General features: G+C 66.9%; 19 protein-coding genes. All 19 read right to left on the bottom strand.

Going from position 1 to position 20,496, the window contains the following annotated elements; genetic code table 11:
- Position 1: 1 nt before the first annotated feature.
- A complete protein-coding gene (locus tag BKK81_RS14845) occupies positions 2-955 on the bottom strand; it encodes a DNA-methyltransferase (protein WP_071014357.1) in 954 nt (317 codons plus the stop codon).
- Positions 955-2,148, bottom strand: a complete 1,194-nt coding sequence (trpB, locus tag BKK81_RS14850) for a tryptophan synthase subunit beta (protein WP_071014359.1) — start codon at positions 2,146-2,148, stop codon at positions 955-957. Before trpB ends, BKK81_RS14845 begins: the two co-directional genes overlap by 1 nt.
- Positions 2,149-2,287: 139 nt before the next feature.
- On the bottom strand, positions 2,288-3,001 hold the full coding sequence (locus tag BKK81_RS14855; RefSeq protein WP_071014362.1) for a phosphoribosylanthranilate isomerase: 714 nt from the start codon (positions 2,999-3,001) through the stop codon (positions 2,288-2,290).
- On the bottom strand, positions 2,988-3,809 hold the full coding sequence (gene truA, locus BKK81_RS14860) for a tRNA pseudouridine(38-40) synthase TruA (RefSeq protein WP_071014365.1): 822 nt from the start codon (positions 3,807-3,809) through the stop codon (positions 2,988-2,990). Before truA ends, BKK81_RS14855 begins: the two co-directional genes overlap by 14 nt.
- A gap of 175 nt (positions 3,810-3,984) precedes the next feature.
- The gene (locus tag BKK81_RS14865; protein ID WP_071014367.1) at positions 3,985-6,780 is read right to left on the bottom strand and encodes a FimV/HubP family polar landmark protein; all 2,796 of its coding nucleotides are present in this window, start codon (positions 6,778-6,780) and stop codon (positions 3,985-3,987) included.
- A 339-nt stretch (positions 6,781-7,119) separates the two neighbouring features.
- Positions 7,120-8,256, bottom strand: coding sequence for an aspartate-semialdehyde dehydrogenase (gene asd, locus BKK81_RS14870; protein ID WP_071014370.1), 1,137 nt, complete (start codon positions 8,254-8,256; stop codon positions 7,120-7,122).
- Positions 8,257-8,344: 88 nt separating this feature from the next.
- A complete protein-coding gene (locus tag BKK81_RS36765) occupies positions 8,345-8,479 on the bottom strand; it encodes a hypothetical protein (RefSeq protein ID WP_257786731.1) in 135 nt (44 codons plus the stop codon).
- Positions 8,480-8,599: 120 nt separating this feature from the next.
- Positions 8,600-9,667, bottom strand: a complete 1,068-nt coding sequence (gene leuB / locus BKK81_RS14875; RefSeq protein ID WP_071014372.1) for a 3-isopropylmalate dehydrogenase — start codon at positions 9,665-9,667, stop codon at positions 8,600-8,602.
- A gap of 36 nt (positions 9,668-9,703) precedes the next feature.
- On the bottom strand, positions 9,704-10,354 hold the full coding sequence (leuD, locus tag BKK81_RS14880) for a 3-isopropylmalate dehydratase small subunit (RefSeq protein WP_071014374.1): 651 nt from the start codon (positions 10,352-10,354) through the stop codon (positions 9,704-9,706).
- A 14-nt stretch (positions 10,355-10,368) separates the two neighbouring features.
- Entirely contained in the window at positions 10,369-10,509 is a 141-nt protein-coding gene (locus BKK81_RS14885; protein ID WP_197523927.1) for an entericidin A/B family lipoprotein, read from the bottom strand.
- Between the two features lie 14 nt (positions 10,510-10,523).
- Positions 10,524-11,933 carry a 3-isopropylmalate dehydratase large subunit gene (gene leuC / locus BKK81_RS14890; protein ID WP_071014377.1) on the bottom strand — a complete coding sequence of 470 codons (1,410 nt, stop codon included), beginning with the start codon at positions 11,931-11,933 and terminating at the stop codon, positions 10,524-10,526.
- Positions 11,934-12,574: 641 nt separating this feature from the next.
- On the bottom strand, positions 12,575-13,276 hold the full coding sequence (locus BKK81_RS14895) for an ABC transporter ATP-binding protein (RefSeq protein WP_071014379.1): 702 nt from the start codon (positions 13,274-13,276) through the stop codon (positions 12,575-12,577).
- Positions 13,276-14,046 (bottom strand): high-affinity branched-chain amino acid ABC transporter ATP-binding protein LivG, encoded by a 771-nt coding sequence (livG, locus tag BKK81_RS14900; protein WP_071016504.1) that lies wholly within the window; start codon positions 14,044-14,046, stop codon positions 13,276-13,278. The genes BKK81_RS14895 and livG overlap by 1 nt, the downstream gene beginning before the upstream one ends.
- Positions 14,047-14,051: 5 nt before the next feature.
- Positions 14,052-15,326, bottom strand: coding sequence for a high-affinity branched-chain amino acid ABC transporter permease LivM (locus BKK81_RS14905; protein ID WP_071014382.1), 1,275 nt, complete (start codon positions 15,324-15,326; stop codon positions 14,052-14,054).
- Positions 15,327-15,333: 7 nt separating this feature from the next.
- Positions 15,334-16,260: a high-affinity branched-chain amino acid ABC transporter permease LivH gene (gene livH / locus BKK81_RS14910; RefSeq protein ID WP_071014384.1), complete on the bottom strand. Its 927-nt coding sequence runs from the start codon at positions 16,258-16,260 to the stop codon at positions 15,334-15,336.
- A gap of 84 nt (positions 16,261-16,344) precedes the next feature.
- Positions 16,345-17,463, bottom strand: coding sequence for a branched-chain amino acid ABC transporter substrate-binding protein (locus BKK81_RS14915; RefSeq protein ID WP_071014387.1), 1,119 nt, complete (start codon positions 17,461-17,463; stop codon positions 16,345-16,347).
- 590 nt (positions 17,464-18,053) lie between these two features.
- Positions 18,054-19,355 carry a citrate synthase gene (gene gltA, locus BKK81_RS14920; RefSeq protein ID WP_071014389.1) on the bottom strand — a complete coding sequence of 434 codons (1,302 nt, stop codon included), beginning with the start codon at positions 19,353-19,355 and terminating at the stop codon, positions 18,054-18,056.
- Positions 19,356-19,397: 42 nt separating this feature from the next.
- The gene (locus BKK81_RS14925; RefSeq protein WP_071014392.1) at positions 19,398-19,685 is read right to left on the bottom strand and encodes an FAD assembly factor SdhE; all 288 of its coding nucleotides are present in this window, start codon (positions 19,683-19,685) and stop codon (positions 19,398-19,400) included.
- Positions 19,686-19,763: 78 nt separating this feature from the next.
- The gene (locus BKK81_RS14930) at positions 19,764-20,465 is read right to left on the bottom strand and encodes a succinate dehydrogenase iron-sulfur subunit (protein ID WP_071014395.1); all 702 of its coding nucleotides are present in this window, start codon (positions 20,463-20,465) and stop codon (positions 19,764-19,766) included.
- Positions 20,466-20,496 lie beyond the last annotated feature (31 nt).

The raw sequence follows: 20,496 nt of genomic DNA on the forward strand, positions 1-20,496 counted from the left end.
GTCAGGACATCAGATTGGGCAGCGGCGCCTGGGTCGCGGCGCCGGCGGTCTCGTCCGCTTCGGCGCCGCCGGCGGCTGCCGGGGTTGGGGTCGGTGGCGCGGCATCGTCCTGCGACGGCGCCGGAGCCAGCGGCTCGGCCGTCGCCACGCGCGCGCGCGCCACGTGCACATACTGCGGGTTGATCTCGAAGCCGACGAAACGCCGGCCGTGACGCGCACATGCCACCGCGGTGGTGCCGCTGCCGGTGAAGGGATCCAGCACCAGACCGCCCGGCGGGCAGCTCGACAGCACCATGCGCTCGACGATCTCCAGCGGCTTCTGCGTGGGATGGTCCGCCCGCTCGGGATCCTGGCGGTGGATGCGCGAAATGCTCCACAGGTCCTTGGGGTTGTAGCCCACCTCCAGCCACTTCTTGCCTTCGAAGCGGGGCCGGCTGCGCGCCTTCTTGGTCTCGGGGTCGTAGGGAATACGGACCGGATCGAGATCGAAGTAGTAGTCGCGCTGCCGGGCGAAGAAGCCGATGTTGTCGTGCACCGAGGAGAACTTGCGCGTGGTGCCGCCCATGCTGGGCACGCGGCGGTCCCAGATGATCTCGTTGATCATCGTCAGGCGCTGCTTGAGCATCACGAACAGCTCCGGCGAATACTGCCAGGTGCAGAAGATGTAGAGCGACCCGCGCGGCGCCAGCTTCGGGCAGACGGCATCCATCCAGCGCTCGGCCCATTCCAGGTAGGCCTGGCCCGAGAGGCGGTCGGAGTCGTTGCCGTAGTCCTTGCCGAGGCCGTATGGCGGATCGGCGACGACCAGGTCGACCGAGCCGTCGGGCAGCCGCGCGATGCCGTCCAGCACGTCTTCCTGGAACAGCAGCGCGGGCATGCCGCCGGGCACGGTCAGGTCGATGCCATCATCGTCGGCACCACCGCCGGCAGCTTCCGCGGGAGGCAGTGCGCGCATCAGAGCTCGATTCCCGAACGTTCTGCCACGGTGTGCATATCCTTGTCGCCGCGGCCGGACAGGTTCACCAGCAGCAGCTTGTCGCGCGACAGCGTGGGGGCGAGCTTGCAGGCGTAGGCAATGGCATGGCTCGACTCCAGCGCGGGGATGATGCCCTCGATGCGGCAGCAATCATGGAATGCCTTGAGCGCTTCCTCGTCGGTGATGCCGACGTACTCCGCGCGGCCGGCGTCCTTGAGCCAGGCGTGCTCGGGGCCGACGCCCGGGTAGTCGAGGCCGGCCGAGACGGAGTGCGTCTCGATGATCTGGCCGTCGGCATCCTGCAGCAGGTAGGTGCGGTTGCCGTGCAGCACGCCCGGCGAACCGCCGATCAGCGAAGCCGCGTGGCGGCCCGTCTCGATCCCGTCGCCGGCCGCCTCCACGCCGATCAGCTTGACGTCGGCATGTTCGATGTACGGATAGAAAATGCCCATCGCATTGGAACCGCCACCCACGCAGGCGATCACGGCATCGGGCTGGCGTCCGGCCAGCTCGGGCATCTGCACCTTGGCTTCCTCGCCGATCACGCACTGGAAATCGCGCACCATCATCGGATAGGGGTGCGGCCCCGCCACCGTGCCGATGATGTAGAAGGTGTTCTCGACATTGGTGACCCAGTCGCGCATGGCCTCGTTGAGGGCATCCTTCAGGGTCTTGGAGCCGCTCTCCACCGGCACCACCGAAGCGCCCAGCAGCTTCATGCGGTAGACGTTGGCGGCCTGGCGCTTGACGTCCTCCGAGCCCATGTAGACCACGCATTCCATGCCGAAGCGCGCGGCGATGGTGGCGGTGGCGACGCCGTGCTGGCCGGCGCCGGTCTCGGCGATCACGCGCGGCTTGCCCATGCGCTTGGCCAGCAGGGCCTGGCCGATCACATTGTTGATCTTGTGCGCGCCGGTGTGGTTCAGGTCTTCGCGCTTGAAGTAGATCTGGGCGCCGCCGAGTTGCTCGCTCCAACGCTGCGCGTGATAGATCGGCGAGGGACGGCCGACGAAGTGCTTGAGTTCGCGGCGGAATTCCGCGTCGAATTCAGGATCGTTCTGGTAATGCGCATAGGCTTCGCGCAGTTCGTCGAGCGCGTGGACCAGCGTTTCGGAGACGAAGGAACCGCCATAGGGACCGAAATGGCCGCGGGAATCGGGCAGGTCGTACATGGTTTGACTCATTTGTGTGGCGCGCTCGCGGCGGCACGGTAGCGGAGCGGTCCGCCTGCGGGCCGGCGCGGGAGCGCGGAATCGGATCGTCGTGGCAAGGTGAAGCGCCGGGCGCGGAGGCAGCAGCGAAGCGCTGCGCTCAACTCGCGTCGGCGGCGCGTACCGCGCGCACGAACTCGGCAATGCGGGCGTGATCCTTCACACCCTTGGCAGCTTCCACGCCGCTGCTGACATCGACAGCGTAGGGCCGCACGCGCTCAATCGCGCCAGCGACGTTTTGCGCGCTCAACCCACCACTCAAAACGATGCGAGGAGCGGCGCTTGCGCTGGTGACCGGCCGATTGGCCGTGGAGCCGGTTGTGGGTGGAAGCCATGCCTGGGGAATCAGGGTCCAGTCGAAGACGTGGCCGCCGCCGCCATAGCCCTCAATGAAGGCGTCGAGCAGCAGCGCTGCGGCGTCATGATATTGATCGGCGAATTCTACCAAATCGAGGCCCGGCCGCACGCGTGCCGCGCGCAGATAAGGCAAGCGGCAGCGCCGCGCGATGTCCTGGCAGGCCTGCGGCGTCTCGTCGCCGTGGAACTGCAGCAGGCTGAGCGGCACCCGCTCCGCCACATGGGCCACCTCCTCGGCGCTGGCATTGACGAACAGCCCCACCACCGAGACGAAGGCGCCGGCGGCTTCGGCCAGGGCAGCGGCCTGCGCGATCTCCACGTAGCGCGGGCTGGCCGGATAGAAGACCAGGCCGATGGCGTCGGCGCCGGCATCGACGGCAGCCTGCACGTCCGCCTCGCGCGTCAGGCCGCAGATCTTGATACGGGTGCGGCCGGGCCGGGTTTCAGGCGCAGTCATCGGCAAAGACTCCGTGGAACAGGCTGGCGGACGAATCCGCAGCGGGGATGCGGAAGGCCTCAGGATACTTCACGTCGGCCAGGTACAGCCCGTCCGGCATGAAGGTCGGCGCGGCGCACTTGCGGTCACGGCTGGCCAGCACTTCCGCCATCCAGCCGGCGGGGTAGCGGCCACGCCCCACGGCGACCAGGCAGCCCATCAGGTTGCGCACCATGTGGTGCAGGAAGGCGCTGGCGCGGAAACGCAGGAACACCCAGTCATCATGATCACGCACCGTCACATCGTACATGGTCTTGACGGGGGACTTGGCCTGGCACTCGGCGGCCCGGAAGGCGGAGAAATCGTGCTCGCCAAGCAGGCAGGCCGCGGCCTCCCGCATGGCGGCGGCATCGAGCCGCTGTCCCGGTGGCAGCATCAGGTAGCCGGCGCGGCCGTGCACCAGCGGCACCCGGTGCGGACCGGTGTACAGCGCGTAGAAGTACATGCGCTCATGCGCCAGGAAGCGCGCATGGAAACCATCGTCCACCGCCTGCGCCCACTGCAGCGCGATCGATGGCGGCAGGAAGGCATTGATCCCGCGCACCCAGGAGAACGGCTCGCGCGCGAGTTCCGTGTCGAGGTGGATCACCTGGCCCAGCGCATGCACGCCGGCGTCGGTACGACCCGCGACCGTGGTCTGCAAGCGCGTGCCGGCGAACTGTTCGATGGCATCCTCGAGACGGTCCTGCACCGTGTTGCGGTGCGGCTGGGACTGCCAGCCGGAGAAGGCCGTGCCGTCATACTGCAGGCCAAGGGCGATTCGGGTCATAGCGTGGGCGCGGGCGCCGGCGCCGCGCGCGGCGGCATCGGACCGCCGCCAGCGCGCCCGACAACCGGGCTGGCGGCGGGCGAGTGGCGGGCATTCAATGCAAAAGCGCCGGAAGCGGCGCTTCCGGCGCATGGCGTCGCGCGCCCCCTGCGGGGCGCGCCTCGCGGCAATGATATCAGGCAACCTGCCGCAGCAGCGTGCGCGCCTCGGACTGCAGCGGCTCGCTCGACTGGTCGACGACCTCCTGCAGCAGTTCGCGCGCGCCCTCCTTGTCACCGATCTCGATATAGGCGCGGGCCAGGTCGAACTTGATCTGCATGTCACGGCTGCCGTCGCTGCCGTCGGCAGCCATGGTGCTGACGGCCAGCCCCGGCGTGCTGTCCGAGATGTGCTCGGAGGTCACCCGCGTCAGATCGATGGGCTCAGCCAGGACGCCATTGCGGATCATGGTCGGCGCCGGCAGCGGCAGCGAGGCCTCGGCCTGTGCGTCGACCTCGACCGGGCCGCCCAGGTCGAGCGAGAGATCGGACATGTCGAAGGACAGCGGGCGGGTCTGCGCGCCCAGTGCAGGCGCGGCGATGTGCACATCATCCTGTTGCACGCCATCGTGCGAAGCCGGCAGGTCCAGTTCGATCACGTCGTCGAGACGCATGATGGGCTCGGCGGACTGGGCATCGCCGAACACCATCGTGGCCGACTCAGGTGCCGTGAGCGGCACGCCGGGTGCCGGCGCGGGGAAGGCATCGAGGGGCAGCGCCAGGTCGGCCAGGGCCGCCTCGCGCGGCGGAGCCGCCGGATCCAGCAGCGGATCGCGGGTGCGCCACTCATCGCCGGGCCGGGTCTGCTGCGCGTCGCCGGCCGGGTATTCGCCGTCCGCATCCGGCGTCACCGGAAGATAGAGCGCGTTGGACGGATCCATGCGCCTGCCCATTTCCGCTGCCTGCGTCCATTCCGCGCCGTGCCCGCCCGTCTGGGCGAACATTTCCTCTGCCATCACTCGAAAACCTTCCACATCCTGTCGATTGTTGTAAATCTCCAGCAGCTTCAGGCGGATCGCCTGACGCTCCGGATTCTGCTGCAGCGCCTCGCGCAGGATTTCCTCGGCCTGCACGTCGCGGCCGTAGGCGATATAGACATCGGCCTCGGCGATCGGGTCGACCTCATTGGCTTCGGCGGCATTGTTGCCGATGCGGAAGTCGGCACCGAACACGCTGTGCTGCGAGGTATCGACGCTTTGCCCGCCGGCGCTGCCGAACAAGGAGTTGGCGCCTCCCATCACCGTGCTTTCCTGCGACAGGATGCTGTCGCCGAAGCCGTCTCCCTCGGCCACCTTCTGCTGGCGGCGGCGCCGATAGACCGCATAGCCGCCCAGCAGGGCCACCAGCACGCCGAGGCCCGGCAGCGTGGTGGGATTGGCCAGCAGATCATCGAGGAAGGACGGCTGCGGCACAGGCTCGACCTGCACGGGCGGCACCCGCTTGGCAGCCACCGCCGAGGCGGCGCCAGGTTGGGCTGCCGCCGGCGCCGACGCCGCGGCAGCCAGCGGTGCAGAGGCACCCACCGACGCTGCCGGCGCAGACGCCGCCGCGGCGGCCACTGCGCTGGCCCCGCCAGCTGCGGCGGCGGAGGCAGAGGCCGCGGCGCTCGACGCCGCCATGGCAGCCGCGGCAGCCACGGCCGGCGCGTCGGGCTTGGCCGCTTGCGCCTGCACCACCGCTGGCGCCGGTGCCGGCTTCGCCGCCGTGGCAGCCGACGCGCCGCCCTTCGGCTGACCCAGCCGCGCGATCTCGGCGTTCTTCAGTTCGAGCAGGTGCTGCATGTCGGAGATGTTCTTCTCCAACTGCGTCAGGCGGGCCTCGGCCTCCTTCAACTGGCGCGCCTTGGCGACATTGGCCTCCGCCTCGGCATTGGCTGCCTGGGCGCCGCGCTCGGGCTTGCTCAGCCTGAGCTCGTCGCGCGTGCCGGCCGCAGCCTCCGCTTCCTGCACGCGGGCGGTCACGCTGCCGGCCTGCTGGCGGCCGTCCGCAGGAGCGACCGACTTGGCGGCAGCGGCCGCCGCCAGGCGGCTGCGATAGGCGTCGAAACCGCGTGTGCGGGCCACCACTTCGTGCCGCGCGGCCTGGCGGCCGACCGACTGGGCCTGCCCGGCGCTCGGCACGGTCAGCACGGCACCGCTGCGCAGGCGGTTCATGCTGCCGCCGATGAAGGCGTCGGGGTTGTTGCGATAGAGCGCTACCAGCATCTGGTCCAGCGAGACGTCTTCCTGTCCCTGCACGGCCTCGCTGGCGATACCGTAGAGCGTGTCGCCGCTGCGTACCGTATAGCTGTCGCCCCTGGCTGCCGGCGCGGTGGCCGAAGCATGGCCCGGGCGCTGCGGGCGTGCCGGCGCCGGACGGGACGGCTGCGCCGCCCCCGTGGCAGCGGGCGCGGCGGTTGCGGCACCCGGGGCGGCCGCGCCCGGTACGGCGGCAGGCGGCGCATCCGGCGTGGCGGCCTGCACTACTGTCGGGGAGAAGCTCTCCGGCCCCGACTTGGCGCCGGCCGGATCGAGCAGGAAGGTGTAGGCACGCGAGATGCGGCCGCTCGACCAGTTCAGGTCGACCAGGATGTCCATGAACGGTTCGCTGATCGGCTGGTTCGAGCGCAGGCGCGCCACGAAGCCACCATCCGGCCGGCGCTCCATCTGCAGGCGCAGGCTGCCGACCGCCGGCAGATAGTTCAGGCCGGCGCGCGCATAAGCGTCCGGGGAAGCCAGCTTGACGCTGAGGCTGTCGGCCTCCTCGGCCGTCACCCCGCTGATGTCGATCTCGGCCTGGAGCGGCTGCCCCAGGTTGGACTGTACCCGCAATTGCCCGAACCCCGCGGCATGACCGACCTGCGCGCACAGCAGACCGATTGCCGCGATGGCCAGCGTTGACCAGCGCTGACGGGCGATAGGCGCATCTTTCCGGCGATGTAGGTTCACACTCACCTTGTGCTCCCTTGTGTTTGTGTTCTGAAACAGAATCTGACGAAACGACAATGCCGGCAATGACTTAGGTCTACCCTCAAGGCTGTCGCCCGGTGCCGGGCCCGCGGGCCGGACATGCGCGCCTTCCGCCCCCGCAGCCGGCGCATGCCGCGCTGTATTGTGACCCAAGCCCTTGTAAAAATGGGTATCGGATGCGACAACGCCGCGCGGGTGCGCGGCGTGGCGGGAATGGGCGACGCAATGTGTTGCCTGTGTGCAACGCATTGCGCCATCCACCCCGGCCGTCGGAAACGAGGCCGGGGCGGACGGAAATGCGGTCCGCTGGTGACCAGCCCTCGATCAGGACTCGATCAGGATGCGCAGCATGCGGCGCAGCGGCTCGGCAGCGCCCCACAGCAGCTGGTCACCGACGGTGAAGGCCGACAGGTACTCGCCGCCCATCTGCATCTTGCGCAGGCGGCCGACCGGAATGGTCAGCGTGCCGGTCACGGCGGCCGGCGTCAGGTCCGTCATGCTGGCCTCGCGCGTGTTCGGCACCACCTTGGCCCACTGGTTGTTGGCGGCCAGCATGCCTTCGATCTCGTCGAGCGGCACGTCCTTCTTCAGCTTGATGGTCAGCGCCTGCGAATGGCAGCGCATGGCGCCGATGCGCACGCACAGGCCATCGACTGCGATCGGCGCGGCGCCGGTCGCGCCGAGGAAGCCCTCGCCACGGCCCAGGATCTTGTTGGTCTCGGCGCCGCCCTTCCACTCTTCGCGCGACACACCGTTGCCCAGATCCTTGTCGATCCAGGGAATCAGATTGCCGGCGAGCGGCACGCCGAACTGCTTGGTCTCGTCGGCGGACAGGCCATGCTGGGTGGCGAGGATGGCGCGGTCGATCTCGAGGATGGCCGAGGCAGGATCATCCAGCAGCGGCTTGACCGCGGCATTGAGCGTGCCGAACTGGGTCAGCAGCTCGCGCATGTGCTGCGCGCCGCCGCCCGAAGCCGCCTGGTAGGTCATGGAGGTCACCCACTCGACCAGGTCGTGCTGGAACAGGCCGCCCAGGCCCATCAGCATGCAGCTCACGGTGCAGTTGCCGCCGATGAAATTCTTCACGCCCTTGGACAGCGCATCCTTGATCACACCGAGGTTGACCGGATCCAGCACGATGATGGCATCGTCTTTCATGCGCAGCGACGAAGCCGCGTCGATCCAGTAGCCCTTCCAGCCCGCCGCGCGCAGCTTGGGGAAGACCTCGTTGGTATAGTCCCCGCCCTGGGCGGTCAGGATCACGTCGCACTGCTTCAGCGCTTCGATGTCGTTCGCGTCCTTGAGCGTGGTTTCATTCTTCGCCATCGCGGGCGCCTTGCCGCCGGCATTGGACGTGCTGAAGAAAATGGGCTCGATATGGTCGAAGTCACCCTCTTGCTGCATGCGCTGCATCAGCACGCTGCCGACCATACCCCGCCAACCGACGAGACCTACATTCATGACAAACCTCGGATGTGATTGAAACTTCCCCGCTCTTTCCTCGCCCGGCGTGGCTGCGCGGGGAAGACGAGCAGGCACGACGAACGATCTAGGCGATCGCTTTTTTGGTAATGGTTTTAATCGTCGTTGCGGTGATCTGCTGGCCGCGCGAATCCATGCCGGCCGTACCGCGGGTAGCGGGGGCAGCGATGACAGTCAGGGTGAACTGGGAGATTCGGGGCATTCGGCTAGTCTACACGAATTTGCGGCAGCGCCGCACGCGGGAAAACGGGGACAAAACAAAGAAAAAAGGCAGGAAACACAAAGAAAGGCGCCGCAAGCAGCGCCCTTCCCGTCACTCAACTTACAGCGCGGCCACCACGGCCTGGCCCATCTCGGCGGTGCCGACCTGCTTGCAGCCCGGGGTCAGGATGTCGCCGGTGCGATAGCCCTGCGCCAGCACCTTCTTGACGGCGTTCTCGATGCGGTCGGCCTGCTCGGCACGATTCAGCGAATAGCGCAGCATCATCGCCGCCGACAGGATGGTAGCAAGCGGATTGGCGATGCCCTTGCCGGCAATGTCGGGCGCCGAGCCGTGCGAGGGTTCGTACAGGCCCTTGTTGTCGGCGTCCAGCGAGGCCGACGGCAGCATGCCGATCGAGCCCGTCAGCATGGCCGCCTCATCCGACAGGATGTCGCCGAACATATTGCCGGTGACGATCACGTCGAAGCTCTTGGGCGCCTTGACCAGTTGCATCGCGGCGTTGTCGACATACATGTGCGACAGCTCGACCTGCGGATACTCCTTGTGCACATCGGTGACGATGTCCTTCCAGAACTGGAAGGTCTCGAGCACATTGGCCTTGTCCACGCTGCACAGCTTCTTGCCGCGCTTGGCGGCGGCCTGGAACGCCACGTGGGCGATGCGGCGGATCTCCGGCTCGCTGTAGCGCATGGTGTCGAAGCCCTCGCGCTGGCCCTTGAACAGGCCGTCCGGCGCCTCGCGCACGCCGCGCGGCTGGCCGAAGTAGATGTCACCGTTGAGCTCGCGCACGATCAGGATATCCAGGCCGGCCACCAGTTCGGGCTTCAGGCTGGATGCGCCGGTCAGCTCGGGATAGCAGATGGCCGGGCGGAAGTTGGCGAACAGCTGCAGGTGCTTGCGCAGGCCCAGGATGGCCTGCTCGGGACGCAGTGCGCGCTCCAGCGTGTCGTACTTCCAGTCGCCCACGGCGCCGAACAGGATGGCATCGGCCTCCTTGGCCAGCTTGAGCGTGGCTTCCGGCAGCGGATGGCCCGCGGCTTCATAGCCGGCGCCGCCCACGGGCGCCGTTTCCATTTCGAACTTCTCGTCGAGGGCGTTCAGCACCTTGACGGCCTGTTCGACGATCTCCGGACCGATGCCGTCACCCGGCAGGACTGCGATTTTCATGCTGTTGGTCTTCCTCGTTGTGCTGGCGGGCCGTAATCAGCCGACCAGGCGGTTGTTCAGCCACGGCATCTTGGCCACGCGCTCGGCCTCGAAGGCCTTGATCTTGTCGGCATGGCGCAGGGTCAGGCCGATATCGTCGAAGCCGTTCAGCATGCAGTACTTGCGGAACGGCGCGACGTCGAACTCGAAGGCGGCCCCGCCCGGCGTCAGCACGACCTGCTTATCCAGGTCGATGGTCAGCTGGTAGCCGCCGAAGGCGTTGGTCTCGTGGAACAGCTGGTCAACCTGGGCCTCGGACAGCGCCACCGGCAGCAGCCCGTTCTTGTAGCAGTTGTTGAAGAAGATATCGGCAAAGCTCGGCGCGATCACGGCGCGGAAGCCGTACTGCGTCAGCGCCCACGGCGCGTGCTCGCGGGAGCTGCCACAGCCGAAGTTGCGGCGCGCCAGCAGGATCGACGCGCCCTGGTAGCGTTGCTGGTTCAGCACGAAGTCGGGGTTCAGCGGGCGCTTGCTGTTGTCCTGGCCCGGCTCGCCCACATCCTTGTAGCGCCACTCGTCGAACAGGTTGGGACCGAAGCCGGTGCGCTTGATCGACTTCAGGAACTGCTTCGGGATGATGGCGTCGGTGTCGACGTTCTCGCGGTCCAGGGGCGCCACGAGGCCGCTGTGTACGATGAACTTTTCCATGGTTGGCTTCTTCCTTACTTCTTCGCCGCGTTCTCGAGCGAACGGCCGGCGGCCTGCGTGTCCTTGCCCATGCCCGCGATGGTGTTGCAGCCGGCCAGCTGGATCAGGCCGACGCAGACGAGCGACGCGAGCAGGGTCCTTGTGATGATGCGCATGGTGCGGCGGACCCTCAGGCCAGCTTGCGCACGTCGACGAAGTGGCCTTCGATGGCGGCGGCCGCGGCCATCGCCGGGCTCACCAGGTGGGTGCGCCCGCCGGCGCCCTGGCGGCCTTCGAAGTTGCGGTTCGAGGTCGAGGCGCAGCGTTCGCCCGCATCGAGGCGGTCGGCGTTCATGGCCAGGCACATCGAGCAGCCCGGTTCGCGCCACTCGAAGCCCGCCGCCTTGAAGATCTTGTCCAGCCCTTCGCGCTCGGCCTGCTCCTTGACCAGGCCCGAGCCCGGCACCACCATCGCCAGCTTCACGTTGGCGGCGACCTTGCGGCCCAGCTTCTGCACCACCCAGGCGGCGGCGCGCATGTCTTCGATGCGGCTGTTGGTGCAGGAACCGATGAAGACCTTGTCGATCTTGATGCTGTCGACCGGCACGTTGGGCTGCAGGCCCATGTACTCGAGCGCGCGCTCCATCGCGTTGCGCTTGTTCGGATCCTTTTCCTTGTCCGGGTCCGGCACGCGATCCTCGATGCTGATCACCATTTCGGGCGAGGTGCCCCAGGTGACCTGCGGGCGCACGTCCTCGGCACGCAGCTCGACCACCTGGTCGAAGTGGGCACCGGCGTCCGAATGCAGCGTGCGCCAGTAGCGCACGGCCTGCTCCCACTCCACGCCCTGCGGCGCATAGGGACGGCCCTTGACGTATTCCAGCGTGACGTCGTCCACCGCCACCAGCCCGGCGCGCGCGCCGGCCTCGATAGCCATGTTGCAGACGGTCATGCGGCCTTCCATGGTCAGGTCGCGGATGGCCGAGCCGGCGAACTCGATGGTGTAGCCGGTACCGCCCGCGGTGCCGATCCGGCCGATCACGGCCAGCACGATGTCCTTGGCGGTGCAGCCGCGCGGCAGCTTGCCTTCCACCTTGACCAGCATGTTCTTGGCCTTCTTGCCCAGCAGCGTCTGCGTGGCCAGCACGTGCTCGACCTCGGAGGTGCCGATGCCGTGCGCCAGCGCGCCGAAGGCGCCGTGGGTACTGGTGTGCGAATCGCCGCAGACCACGGTCATGCCGGGCAGCGTGGCGCCCTGCTCCGGCCCGATCACGTGGACGATGCCCTGGCGATGGTCGTTCATCTTGAACTGCGTGATGCCATAGGCGTCGCAGTTCGCGTCGAGCGTATCGACCTGCAGCTTGGAGACCGGATCCGCGATACCCTGGCTGCGATCGGTGGTCGGCACGTTGTGGTCCGACACGGCCAGGTTCGCGCTGATGCGCCAGACCGGACGCTGGGCCATCTTCAGGCCCTCGAACGCCTGCGGGCTGGTCACTTCGTGCAGCAGGTGACGGTCGATGTAGAGCAGCGTGGTGCCGTCTTCCTCGACGTGGACGGCGTGGTCATCCCAGAGTTTGTCGTAGAGCGTCTTGGCCATGATGCGGGGGCGGAGCATCGCCTTGCGGTCACGAGGACGGCGCCAGGCGCGTACTTCCGCGGATTGTGGTTTGCGGGGAGGTTTCGCGGCAAATGCGGGCAGAAATCTGCGGGAACCGGCAGGAACTGCGGCTTGCTGCGATTGCTTGACTTCGCAACAAATTATGCCACAGGGGGTAGATGGCGCCGGCCGACAAGTGCCAGATGGCGCACCCGCGATGTGATGTGATTGGCGAAAGGGGGCTTTCGCGGTTGGCGAAAAGGGGCGGCAGCGGCAGCGTATCGTCGCGCGAGCGGTGTGCTCCCCTCTCCCGCTTGCGGAAGAGGGGCCGGGGGTGGGGGCCGGCGCTGGCTGGGCGTGACGCGCTGGATAACACCAGTGGCTTCGTCCTTGCACTGGCGTGCTGGACGACACCAACGGCGTCGTCTTTGCCTCCGCGTGCCGGACAACACCGACGGCTTCGTCACGCGTGGCGCCTTGCTAGACCACCCCTCTCCCCCAACCTCTCCGGTCTGAACACCCGTGCGGGGAGAGGGAGCCAAGACATCCTGCTTGGCCAGCGGTGTTGGCGTACCTGCCGTACTTGGCCAGCGGTGTTGGCGCACCGGCCGCGCCCGCTCACCGCATGGGCATACACCGCCTTACCCGCCCAGGTACGCCTTCTTGATGCTGTCGTTCGCCAGCAGGTTCTCGCCGCTGTCGGCCAGCACCACGCGGCCGGTCTCCAGGACGTAGCCGCGGTCGGCCACGTGCAGTGCCTTGTTGGCGTTCTGCTCGACCAGGAAGACGGTCACGCCTTCGTCGCGGATGGCGCGGATGATGTCGAAGATCTGGGCGATCACCAGCGGGGCCAGCCCCAGGGTCGGTTCGTCCAGCAGCAGCAGGCGCGGGCGGCTCATCAGCGCGCGGCCGATCGCCAGCATCTGCTGCTCGCCGCCCGACATGGTGCCGGCGCGCTGGGTGGCGCGCTGGTTCAGCCGCGGGAACAGCTTGAACACATGCTCGATGCCCGCCTCGATCTCCTGCCGGTTGGCGAAGAAGCCGCCCATCTGCAGATTTTCCAGCACGGTCAGGCTGGGGAAGACGCGCCGCCCTTCCGGCGAGATGGCCATGCCCAGGCGCATGATCTCGTGCGTCGGCATGCGCGTGATGTCGCGGCCTTCGAACAGCACGCGGCCGCTTGAGGCGCGCGGCGAGCCGCACACCGTCATCATCAGCGTGGTCTTGCCGGCGCCGTTGCTGCCGATCAGGGTGACGATCTCACCTTTGTTGACTTCGATCGACACGCCCGACAGCGCCTCGACGGCGCCATAGTGGGTGTGGACCTTTTCCAGCTTCAGCATCAGTCCTCTCCCAGGTAGGCCTTGATCACGCGCGGGTCGTTGCGCACGGCTTCGGGCTTGCCGATCACGATCGGCCGCCCGTGCTCCATCACGAGGATGCGGTCGGACACGCCCATCACCAGGCTCATGTCGTGCTCGATCAGCAGCACGGCAATGCCGAACTCGCGGCGCAGGCTGTCGATCAGGTGCTGCAGCTCGATCTTCTCCTGCGGGTTCAGGCCGGCCGCCGGCTCGTCCAGCATCAGCAGGCGCGGCTTGGTGATCATGCAGCGCGCGATCTCCAGGCGGCGCTGGTGGCCGTAGGACAGCGTGCCGGCCTCGCGGTTGGCGACCTGGGTCAGCTCCATGCGCTCCAGCCAGTACGCGGCACGCTCCAGCGCCTCGCGCTCGGCGCGGCGGTAGGCCGGGGTGGCAAACAGGCCGTGCAGCAGGCCGCTCTTGACCTGCATGTGCTGGGCCACCATCAGGTTCTCCACCACGGTCAATTGCTTGAACAGGCGGATGTTCTGGAAGGTGCGCACCAGGCCCTTGCGCGCCACCATGTGGCTGGGCAGGCCGGCGATGCCATGGCCGTCCAGCACCACCTTGCCCGCGGTCGGCTTGTAGAAACCGCCCACGCAGTTGAACACGGTGGTCTTGCCGGCGCCGTTGGGGCCGATGATGGCGAAGACCTCGTCGCGGCGCACGTCGAAGTCGATGCCGTCGACGGCCAGCAGGCCGCCGAAGCGCATCTGCAGGCCGGATACCTGCAGCAGTTCGTTGGATTGCATGGCAGTCATCGCGGCAGCTCCACGTGCGGACGGCTCGCGGGCAGCAGGCCCTGCGGTCGCCACATCATCATCAGCACCATCACCAGGCCGAAGATCAGCATGCGGTATTCGGCGAAACCTCGCGCCACCTCGGGCAACGCGGTCAGCAGGATGGCCGCCAGGATCACGCCCAGCTGCGAACCCATGCCGCCCAGCACCACCACGGCCAGGATCAGCGCCGATTCGATGAAGGTGAAGGACTCGGGATTGACCAGGCCCTGGCGCGCGGCGAAGAAGGCGCCGGCGATGCCGGCGAAGGACGCGCCCAGCGTGAAGGCCGACAGCTTGATGCGGGTCGGGTTCAGGCCCAGCGAGCGGCAGGCGATCTCGTCCTCGCGCAGCGCTTCCCAGGCGCGGCCCATCGGCATGCGGATCAGGCGGCTGGTGACGAACAGCGTGAAGCCCACCAGCAGCAGCGCGAGCAGGTAGAGGAAGATCACCATGTGCTGGCCGTTGTAGTCCCAGCCCAGCAGCTCGTGGAAAGTGCGCGCGCCCTCGACGCTGGCGCTGCGCGCCATCTCGATGCCGAACACCGTGGGCTTGGGAATGCCCGAGACGCCGTCCGGGCCGCCGGTCAGGCTGGTCAGGTTGTTGAGCAGCAGGCGGATGATCTCGCCGAAGCCCAGCGTCACGATGGCCAGGTAGTCACCGCGCAGGCGCAGCACCGGGAAGCCCAGCAGGAAGCCGAAGGTGGCCGACATCATGGCGGCGATCGGCAGGCACTCCCAGAAGCCGAGGCCGAAGTACTGGTTCAGCAGCGCATAGGTGTAGCCGCCCACGGCGTAGAAGCCGACGTAGCCGAGGTCGAGCAGGCCGGCGAAACCCACCACGATGTTCAGGCCCAGGCCCAGGATCACGTAGATCAGCGCCAGCGTGGCGACGTCGACGGCCCCGCGCGAGCCGAAGAACGGCCACACCAGGCCGACCGCGAGCAGCACCCAGATGGCCACGCGCTGCTGGCGCGCGCCGAGCGCAGGCACGGCCGGCAGCCGCACCGCACCGCGCGCGCGGTCGAGCATCGGCTTGCACAGCTGGAACAGGAAGACCGCGATCACGGCGATCCATACCGGCCGCCAGTGCGATTCCAGCACCACCTTGTAGCCGTCGAGCTTGAGCTGCAGGCCGAGCACGGGGATGGTCAGGATGGCGGTCATCACGGCGGCGACGACCGCGTTCTTCAGTGTCGCGCCGGCGGGCGCGGCCGGCGCCAGGCCGGCAGGCGTAGCAATGGCTTGTGTCATGTCGTCCTCACACCTTTTCCACGTCCGGCTTGCCGAGCAGGCCGGTGGGGCGGAACAGCAGCACCAGCACCAGCAGGCCGAAGGCCACGACGTCCTTGTATTCCGCCGGCATGTAGCCGGAGGCGAAGGTCTCGGCCAGGCCCAGCAGCACACCGCCCAGCATGGCGCCGGGGATGCTGCCGATGCCGCCCAGCACCGCGGCGGTGAAGGCCTTGATGCCGGCGATGAAGCCGATGAAGGGATTGAGCTTGCCGATGGTCAGGCCGATCAGCACGCCGCCGACCGCCGCCAGCATGGCACCCAGCACGAAGGTGAAGGAGATCACCTTGTTGGTGTCGATGCCCAGCAGGTTGGCCATGCGCATGTCCTCGGCGCAGGCGCGGCAGGCGCGGCCCATGCGCGAGCGGCCGATGAACAGCGTCAGCGCGATCATCAGCGCCAGCGTCACGCAGACGATCAGCAGGCGCGCGTAGGGGATGGTCACGGTGAAGTCACCGCCCATCTGGAACTCGATGGCGCCCGAGATCAGCACGGGCACCGAGACATCGCGTGCGCCCTGCCCGATCTGCACATAGTTCTGCAGGAAGATGGACATGCCGATGGCGGAGATCAGCGGCACCAGGCGCGGTCCGCCGCGCAGCGGCCGGTAGGCCACGCGCTCGACCGCGAAGCCGTACAGGCCGGTGACCAGCACCGAGACCAGCAAGGCCGCGCCCAGCACCAGCGGCAGCGGATAGCCCGCCTGCACGCCGATCGCGGTCAGGGTGACGAGACCCACGTAGGCACCGATCATGTAGATCTCGCCGTGGGCGAAGTTGATCATGCCGATGATGCCGTAGACCATCGTGTAGCCGATGGCGATCAAGGCGTAGATCGCACCCAGCGTCAGGCCGTTGACCAGTTGCTGGGTGAACTGTGGAAGGAATTCATTCATGCGGGAAGCCTCGCAGCAGGAAGCCCGATACCAAAACGCCCCGCTCGACAGGCGAGGAGCGGGGCGTGTCGGAAAAGCGCCGGATCAGTTGGCGGCGGTCTTGGTGGCGTCCTTGTGCCAGGTGAAGACCACGAACTTGAAGGACTTCAGGTCGCCCTGGGCGTCGTAGTCGACCTTGCCGATCGGGGTCTGGAAGGCGCTCTTGTGGATGTACGCCGCGACCTTGGTCGGATCGGTGGTCTTGGCGCCGGCGATGGCGTCGGCGATGATCTTGACGCCGGCGTAGGCAGGCATCTGGAACGGGCCGTTGGCGTCGCGCTTCTTGTCCGCGAAGGCCTTGACCAGGCCGGCGTTGGCCGGATCGGCGGAGAAGTCGGCCGGCAGCGTCACCAGCATGCCTTCGGAGGCCGGGCCGGCGATCGCCGTCACGTCCTTGTTGCCCACGCCCTCGGGACCCATGAAGGTGGCCTTGACGCCTTGCTCGCGCGCCTGGCGCATCAGCAGGCCCATCTCGGGGTGGTAGCCGCCGAAGTAGACGAAGTCCACGCCCTGCGACTTCAGCTTGGTGATGACGGCCGAGTAGTCGGAATCGCCGGCGTTGATGCCTTCGAAGACGGCGACGGGGATCTTGGCTGCTTCCAGGTCCTTCTTCACCGAGGAGGCGATGCCCTGGCCGTACGACTGCTTGTCATGCAGCACGGCGACCTTCTTCGGCTTGACCTTGGCGATGATGTACTGGGCGGCAGCCGGGCCCTGCTGGTCGTCACGGCCGATGGTGCGGAAGACGAACTTGCGCTTCTTGCCCTCGGTCAGCTGCGGCGCGGTGGCCGACGGCGTGACCATCACGATGCCTTCGTTCTCGTAGATGTCCGAGGCGGGAATGGTCGAGCCGGAGCAGACGTGGCCGATCACGTACTTGATGCCCTGGCTGACGATCTTGTTGGCCACCGCCACGGCCTGCTTCGGTTCGCAGGCATCGTCCATCAGCACGGCTTCCAGCTTGTTGCCGCCGGCGCCGCCGGCAGCATTGATCTGCTCGATCGCGGTCAGCGCGCCGGCCTTCACCATGTCGCCGTACTGGGCGACCGAACCGCTCATCGGGCCGGCAATGGCGACCTTGACGGTTTCGGCATGGGCGGCGGCGGCGCCGAAAGCGAGCAGTGCGCTGGCCAGGGAGATGGAGGTAAGACGGGACAACATCATCAGGAGCTCCTCGATTATGTATTGGTCAAACGGGCAAGAAGCGGCTTGACGTGCGCAATCGAACAACACCCGCGGGAAGGACCCCGGAACGCGGAAGACGGGCCTGCTTGGAGTTTCGCTTGCGGGGCCCGGCATGTGTCAGCCCCCGCCTGGGCGGAGACCTTGGTTCGGAAAGACAACGTTTGATGCGTTCTCTATTGCGCAAGCGAATCGCCTGCCCCGCTTGCCGCACCGCAGTCCGGAAGGGTGGCCCGGCTGCCGTCGGCAAAGCAGCCCGCATTATAGGGTCAAAATTCCCGCCTCAAGGGGAATTTGCACAACATCTGATGAATACCCTTAGGGAAATGCGGCACAAATCGTCGCAAAAAGACGGATTCACCACATTCCACGCAATATTTTCTCGCGCCGCAACATCGCGCTTTTCCGCCACGCACGCGCCTGCCGCGCCATCGACCGCCGGAACTGCTGCATTGCATCGCCCCGCCCTTCCCCGGCGGCGCCCAGAAAGAAAAAACGCCCCGCGGAAACGGGGCGTTTCGTGTGCCCGGGACTGCCGGCGCAGTGACCGGCAGACCGGAGGCGGCGCCGGATCAGCGCTTGTTCAGGTCCGGCACGTCGCGGGAGGCGGCGCCGTTGAACAGCTGGCGCGGACGGCCGATCTTGTATTCCGGATCGGTGATCATCTCTTCCCACTGCGAGATCCAGCCCGGAGTGCGGGCCAGCGCGAAGATGCAGGTGAACAGCGAGGTCGGGATGCCCAGCGCGCGCTGCACGATGCCCGAGTAGAAGTCGACGTTCGGGTAGAGCTTGCGGCTGACGAAGTATTCGTCTTCCAGCGCGATCTTTTCCAGCTCCATCGCCAGCTTGAACAGCGGGTCGTTGTGCAGGCCCAGTTCTTCCAGCACTTCGTGGCAGGTCTCGCGCATCAGCTTGGCGCGCGGGTCGTAGTTCTTGTACACGCGGTGGCCGAAGCCCATCAGGCGCACGCCCGAGTTCTTGTCCTTGACCTGCTTGATGAACTCGCCGATGTTGTCGACGCTGCCGATCTCTTCCAGCATCTTCAGCGCGGCTTCGTTGGCGCCGCCGTGGGCCGGGCCCCACAGGCAGGCCACGCCGGCGGCGATGGCGGCGAACGGGTTGGTGCCCGACGAGCCGGCCAGGCGCACGGTCGAGGTCGAAGCGTTCTGCTCGTGGTCGGCGTGCAGGATGAAGATGCGGTCCAGCGCGCGCTCCAGCACCGGGTTCACCTTGTACGGCGCGCACGGCGTGGCGAACATCATCTGCATGAAGTTGCCCGAGTAGGACAGGTCGTTCTGCGGGTAGATGTACGGCTGGCCGATGTTGTACTTGTAGGCCATCGCGACCAGGGTCGGCATCTTGGCGATCAGGCGGATCGCGGAGATTTCGCGCTGGTGCGGGTCATCGATGTCCATGGCGTCGTGGTAGAACGCGCTCATGGCACCCACCAGGCCGGTCAGCACGGCCATCGGGTGGGCATCGCGGCGGAAACCGCGCAGGAAGAACTGCATCTGCTCGTGAACCATGGTGTGGTTCATCACCGCGTTGACGAACTCTTCCTTCTGCTTGGCGTTGGGCAGTTCGCCCTTCAGCAGCAGGTAGCAGGTCTCGAGGTGGTCGCACTTCTGCGCCAGCTGCTCGATCGGGTAGCCGCGGTACAGCAGTTCGCCCTTGTCGCCGTCGATGTAGGTGATCTTCGAATTGCACGAAGCCGTCGACATGAAACCGGGGTCGTAGGTGAACTTCCCGGTCTGGCCGTACAGTTTGCGAATATCGATCACGTCCGGGCCTACGGTACCCTTGTAGATCGGCAGCTCGACGCTGGGGGAACCATCGGAAAACGATAGCGTGGCTTTCACATCGGACGGCGTCATGTCGGTTCCTTCAAATGCTATAGATAAAGATGTGGACCATACTCAGACCGTGCGCAGCAGGTCGAGGACCCGTTGCACCGGCGGCGTGGCGAGTTCACCGTCAAGCTCCTTGCGGGCAAGGAGCAAGTCCATCAACTCGTTGTCGCTGAGATCGAACAGCGCGCTCAGCGAAGCCACGTCCGCATCGGACAGGCTCTCCTCGTAACGGTTGAAGAATCGTTCGACGATGATGTCGTTCTCCAGGAGGCCGCGGCGGGCACGCCAGCGCAGACGGGCGCGCTTGAGCGGATCGGCCTGATGGGAGAATGAGGTGGATTGACTTTCAGTCATGATTTCCTGCTTCCGGCGCGCCGGCCCGGTATAGCCGACCGGGCTGGCGCGCCGCTTACTGCCTGGCCGTTGAGGCCGTCAGACCGTGCGGCGGACCATCAGCTCCTTGATCTTGCCGATGGCCTTGGTCGGGTTCAGACCCTTCGGGCACACATCCACACAGTTCATGATGGTGTGGCAACGGAACAGGCGGTACGGGTCGTTCAGGTTGTCCAGACGCTCGTTGGTGGCCTGGTCGCGGCTGTCGGCGATGAAACGGTAGGCCTGCAGCAGGCCGGCCGGACCGACGAACTTGTCCGGGTTCCACCAGAACGAGGGGCAGGACGTCGAGCAGCTGGCGCACAGGATGCACTCATACAGGCCATCCAGCTCGTCACGCTCCTCCGGCGACTGCAGGCGCTCCTTCTCGGGCGGCGGCTCGTCGTTGATCAGGTAGGGCTTGATCGAGTTGTACTGCTTGAAGAACTGCGTCATGTCGACGATCAGGTCGCGCACCACCGGCAGGCCGGGCAGCGGACGCAGCACGATGCGCTCGGGCAGCTCGCGCATGTTCGTCAGGCAGGCCAGGCCGTTCTTGCCGTTGATGTTCATCGCGTCCGAACCGCACACGCCTTCGCGGCAGGAGCGGCGGAAGGCGATCGACTCATCGAGCTTCTTCAGCTTGAGCAGCGCGTCGAGCAGCATGCGCTCGTGGCCGTCCAGCTCGATCTCGTAGGTCTGCATGCGCGGCGCCGCGTCCTTGTCCGGATCGTAGCGGTAGACTTCGAAAATACGCTTCATTTCTGTGGGTCCTGTTGTCTCTACGAGGCGG

The organism is Cupriavidus sp. USMAHM13, from assembly GCF_001854285.1.
In the GTDB taxonomy this organism is placed as follows: domain Bacteria; phylum Pseudomonadota; class Gammaproteobacteria; order Burkholderiales; family Burkholderiaceae; genus Cupriavidus; species Cupriavidus malaysiensis.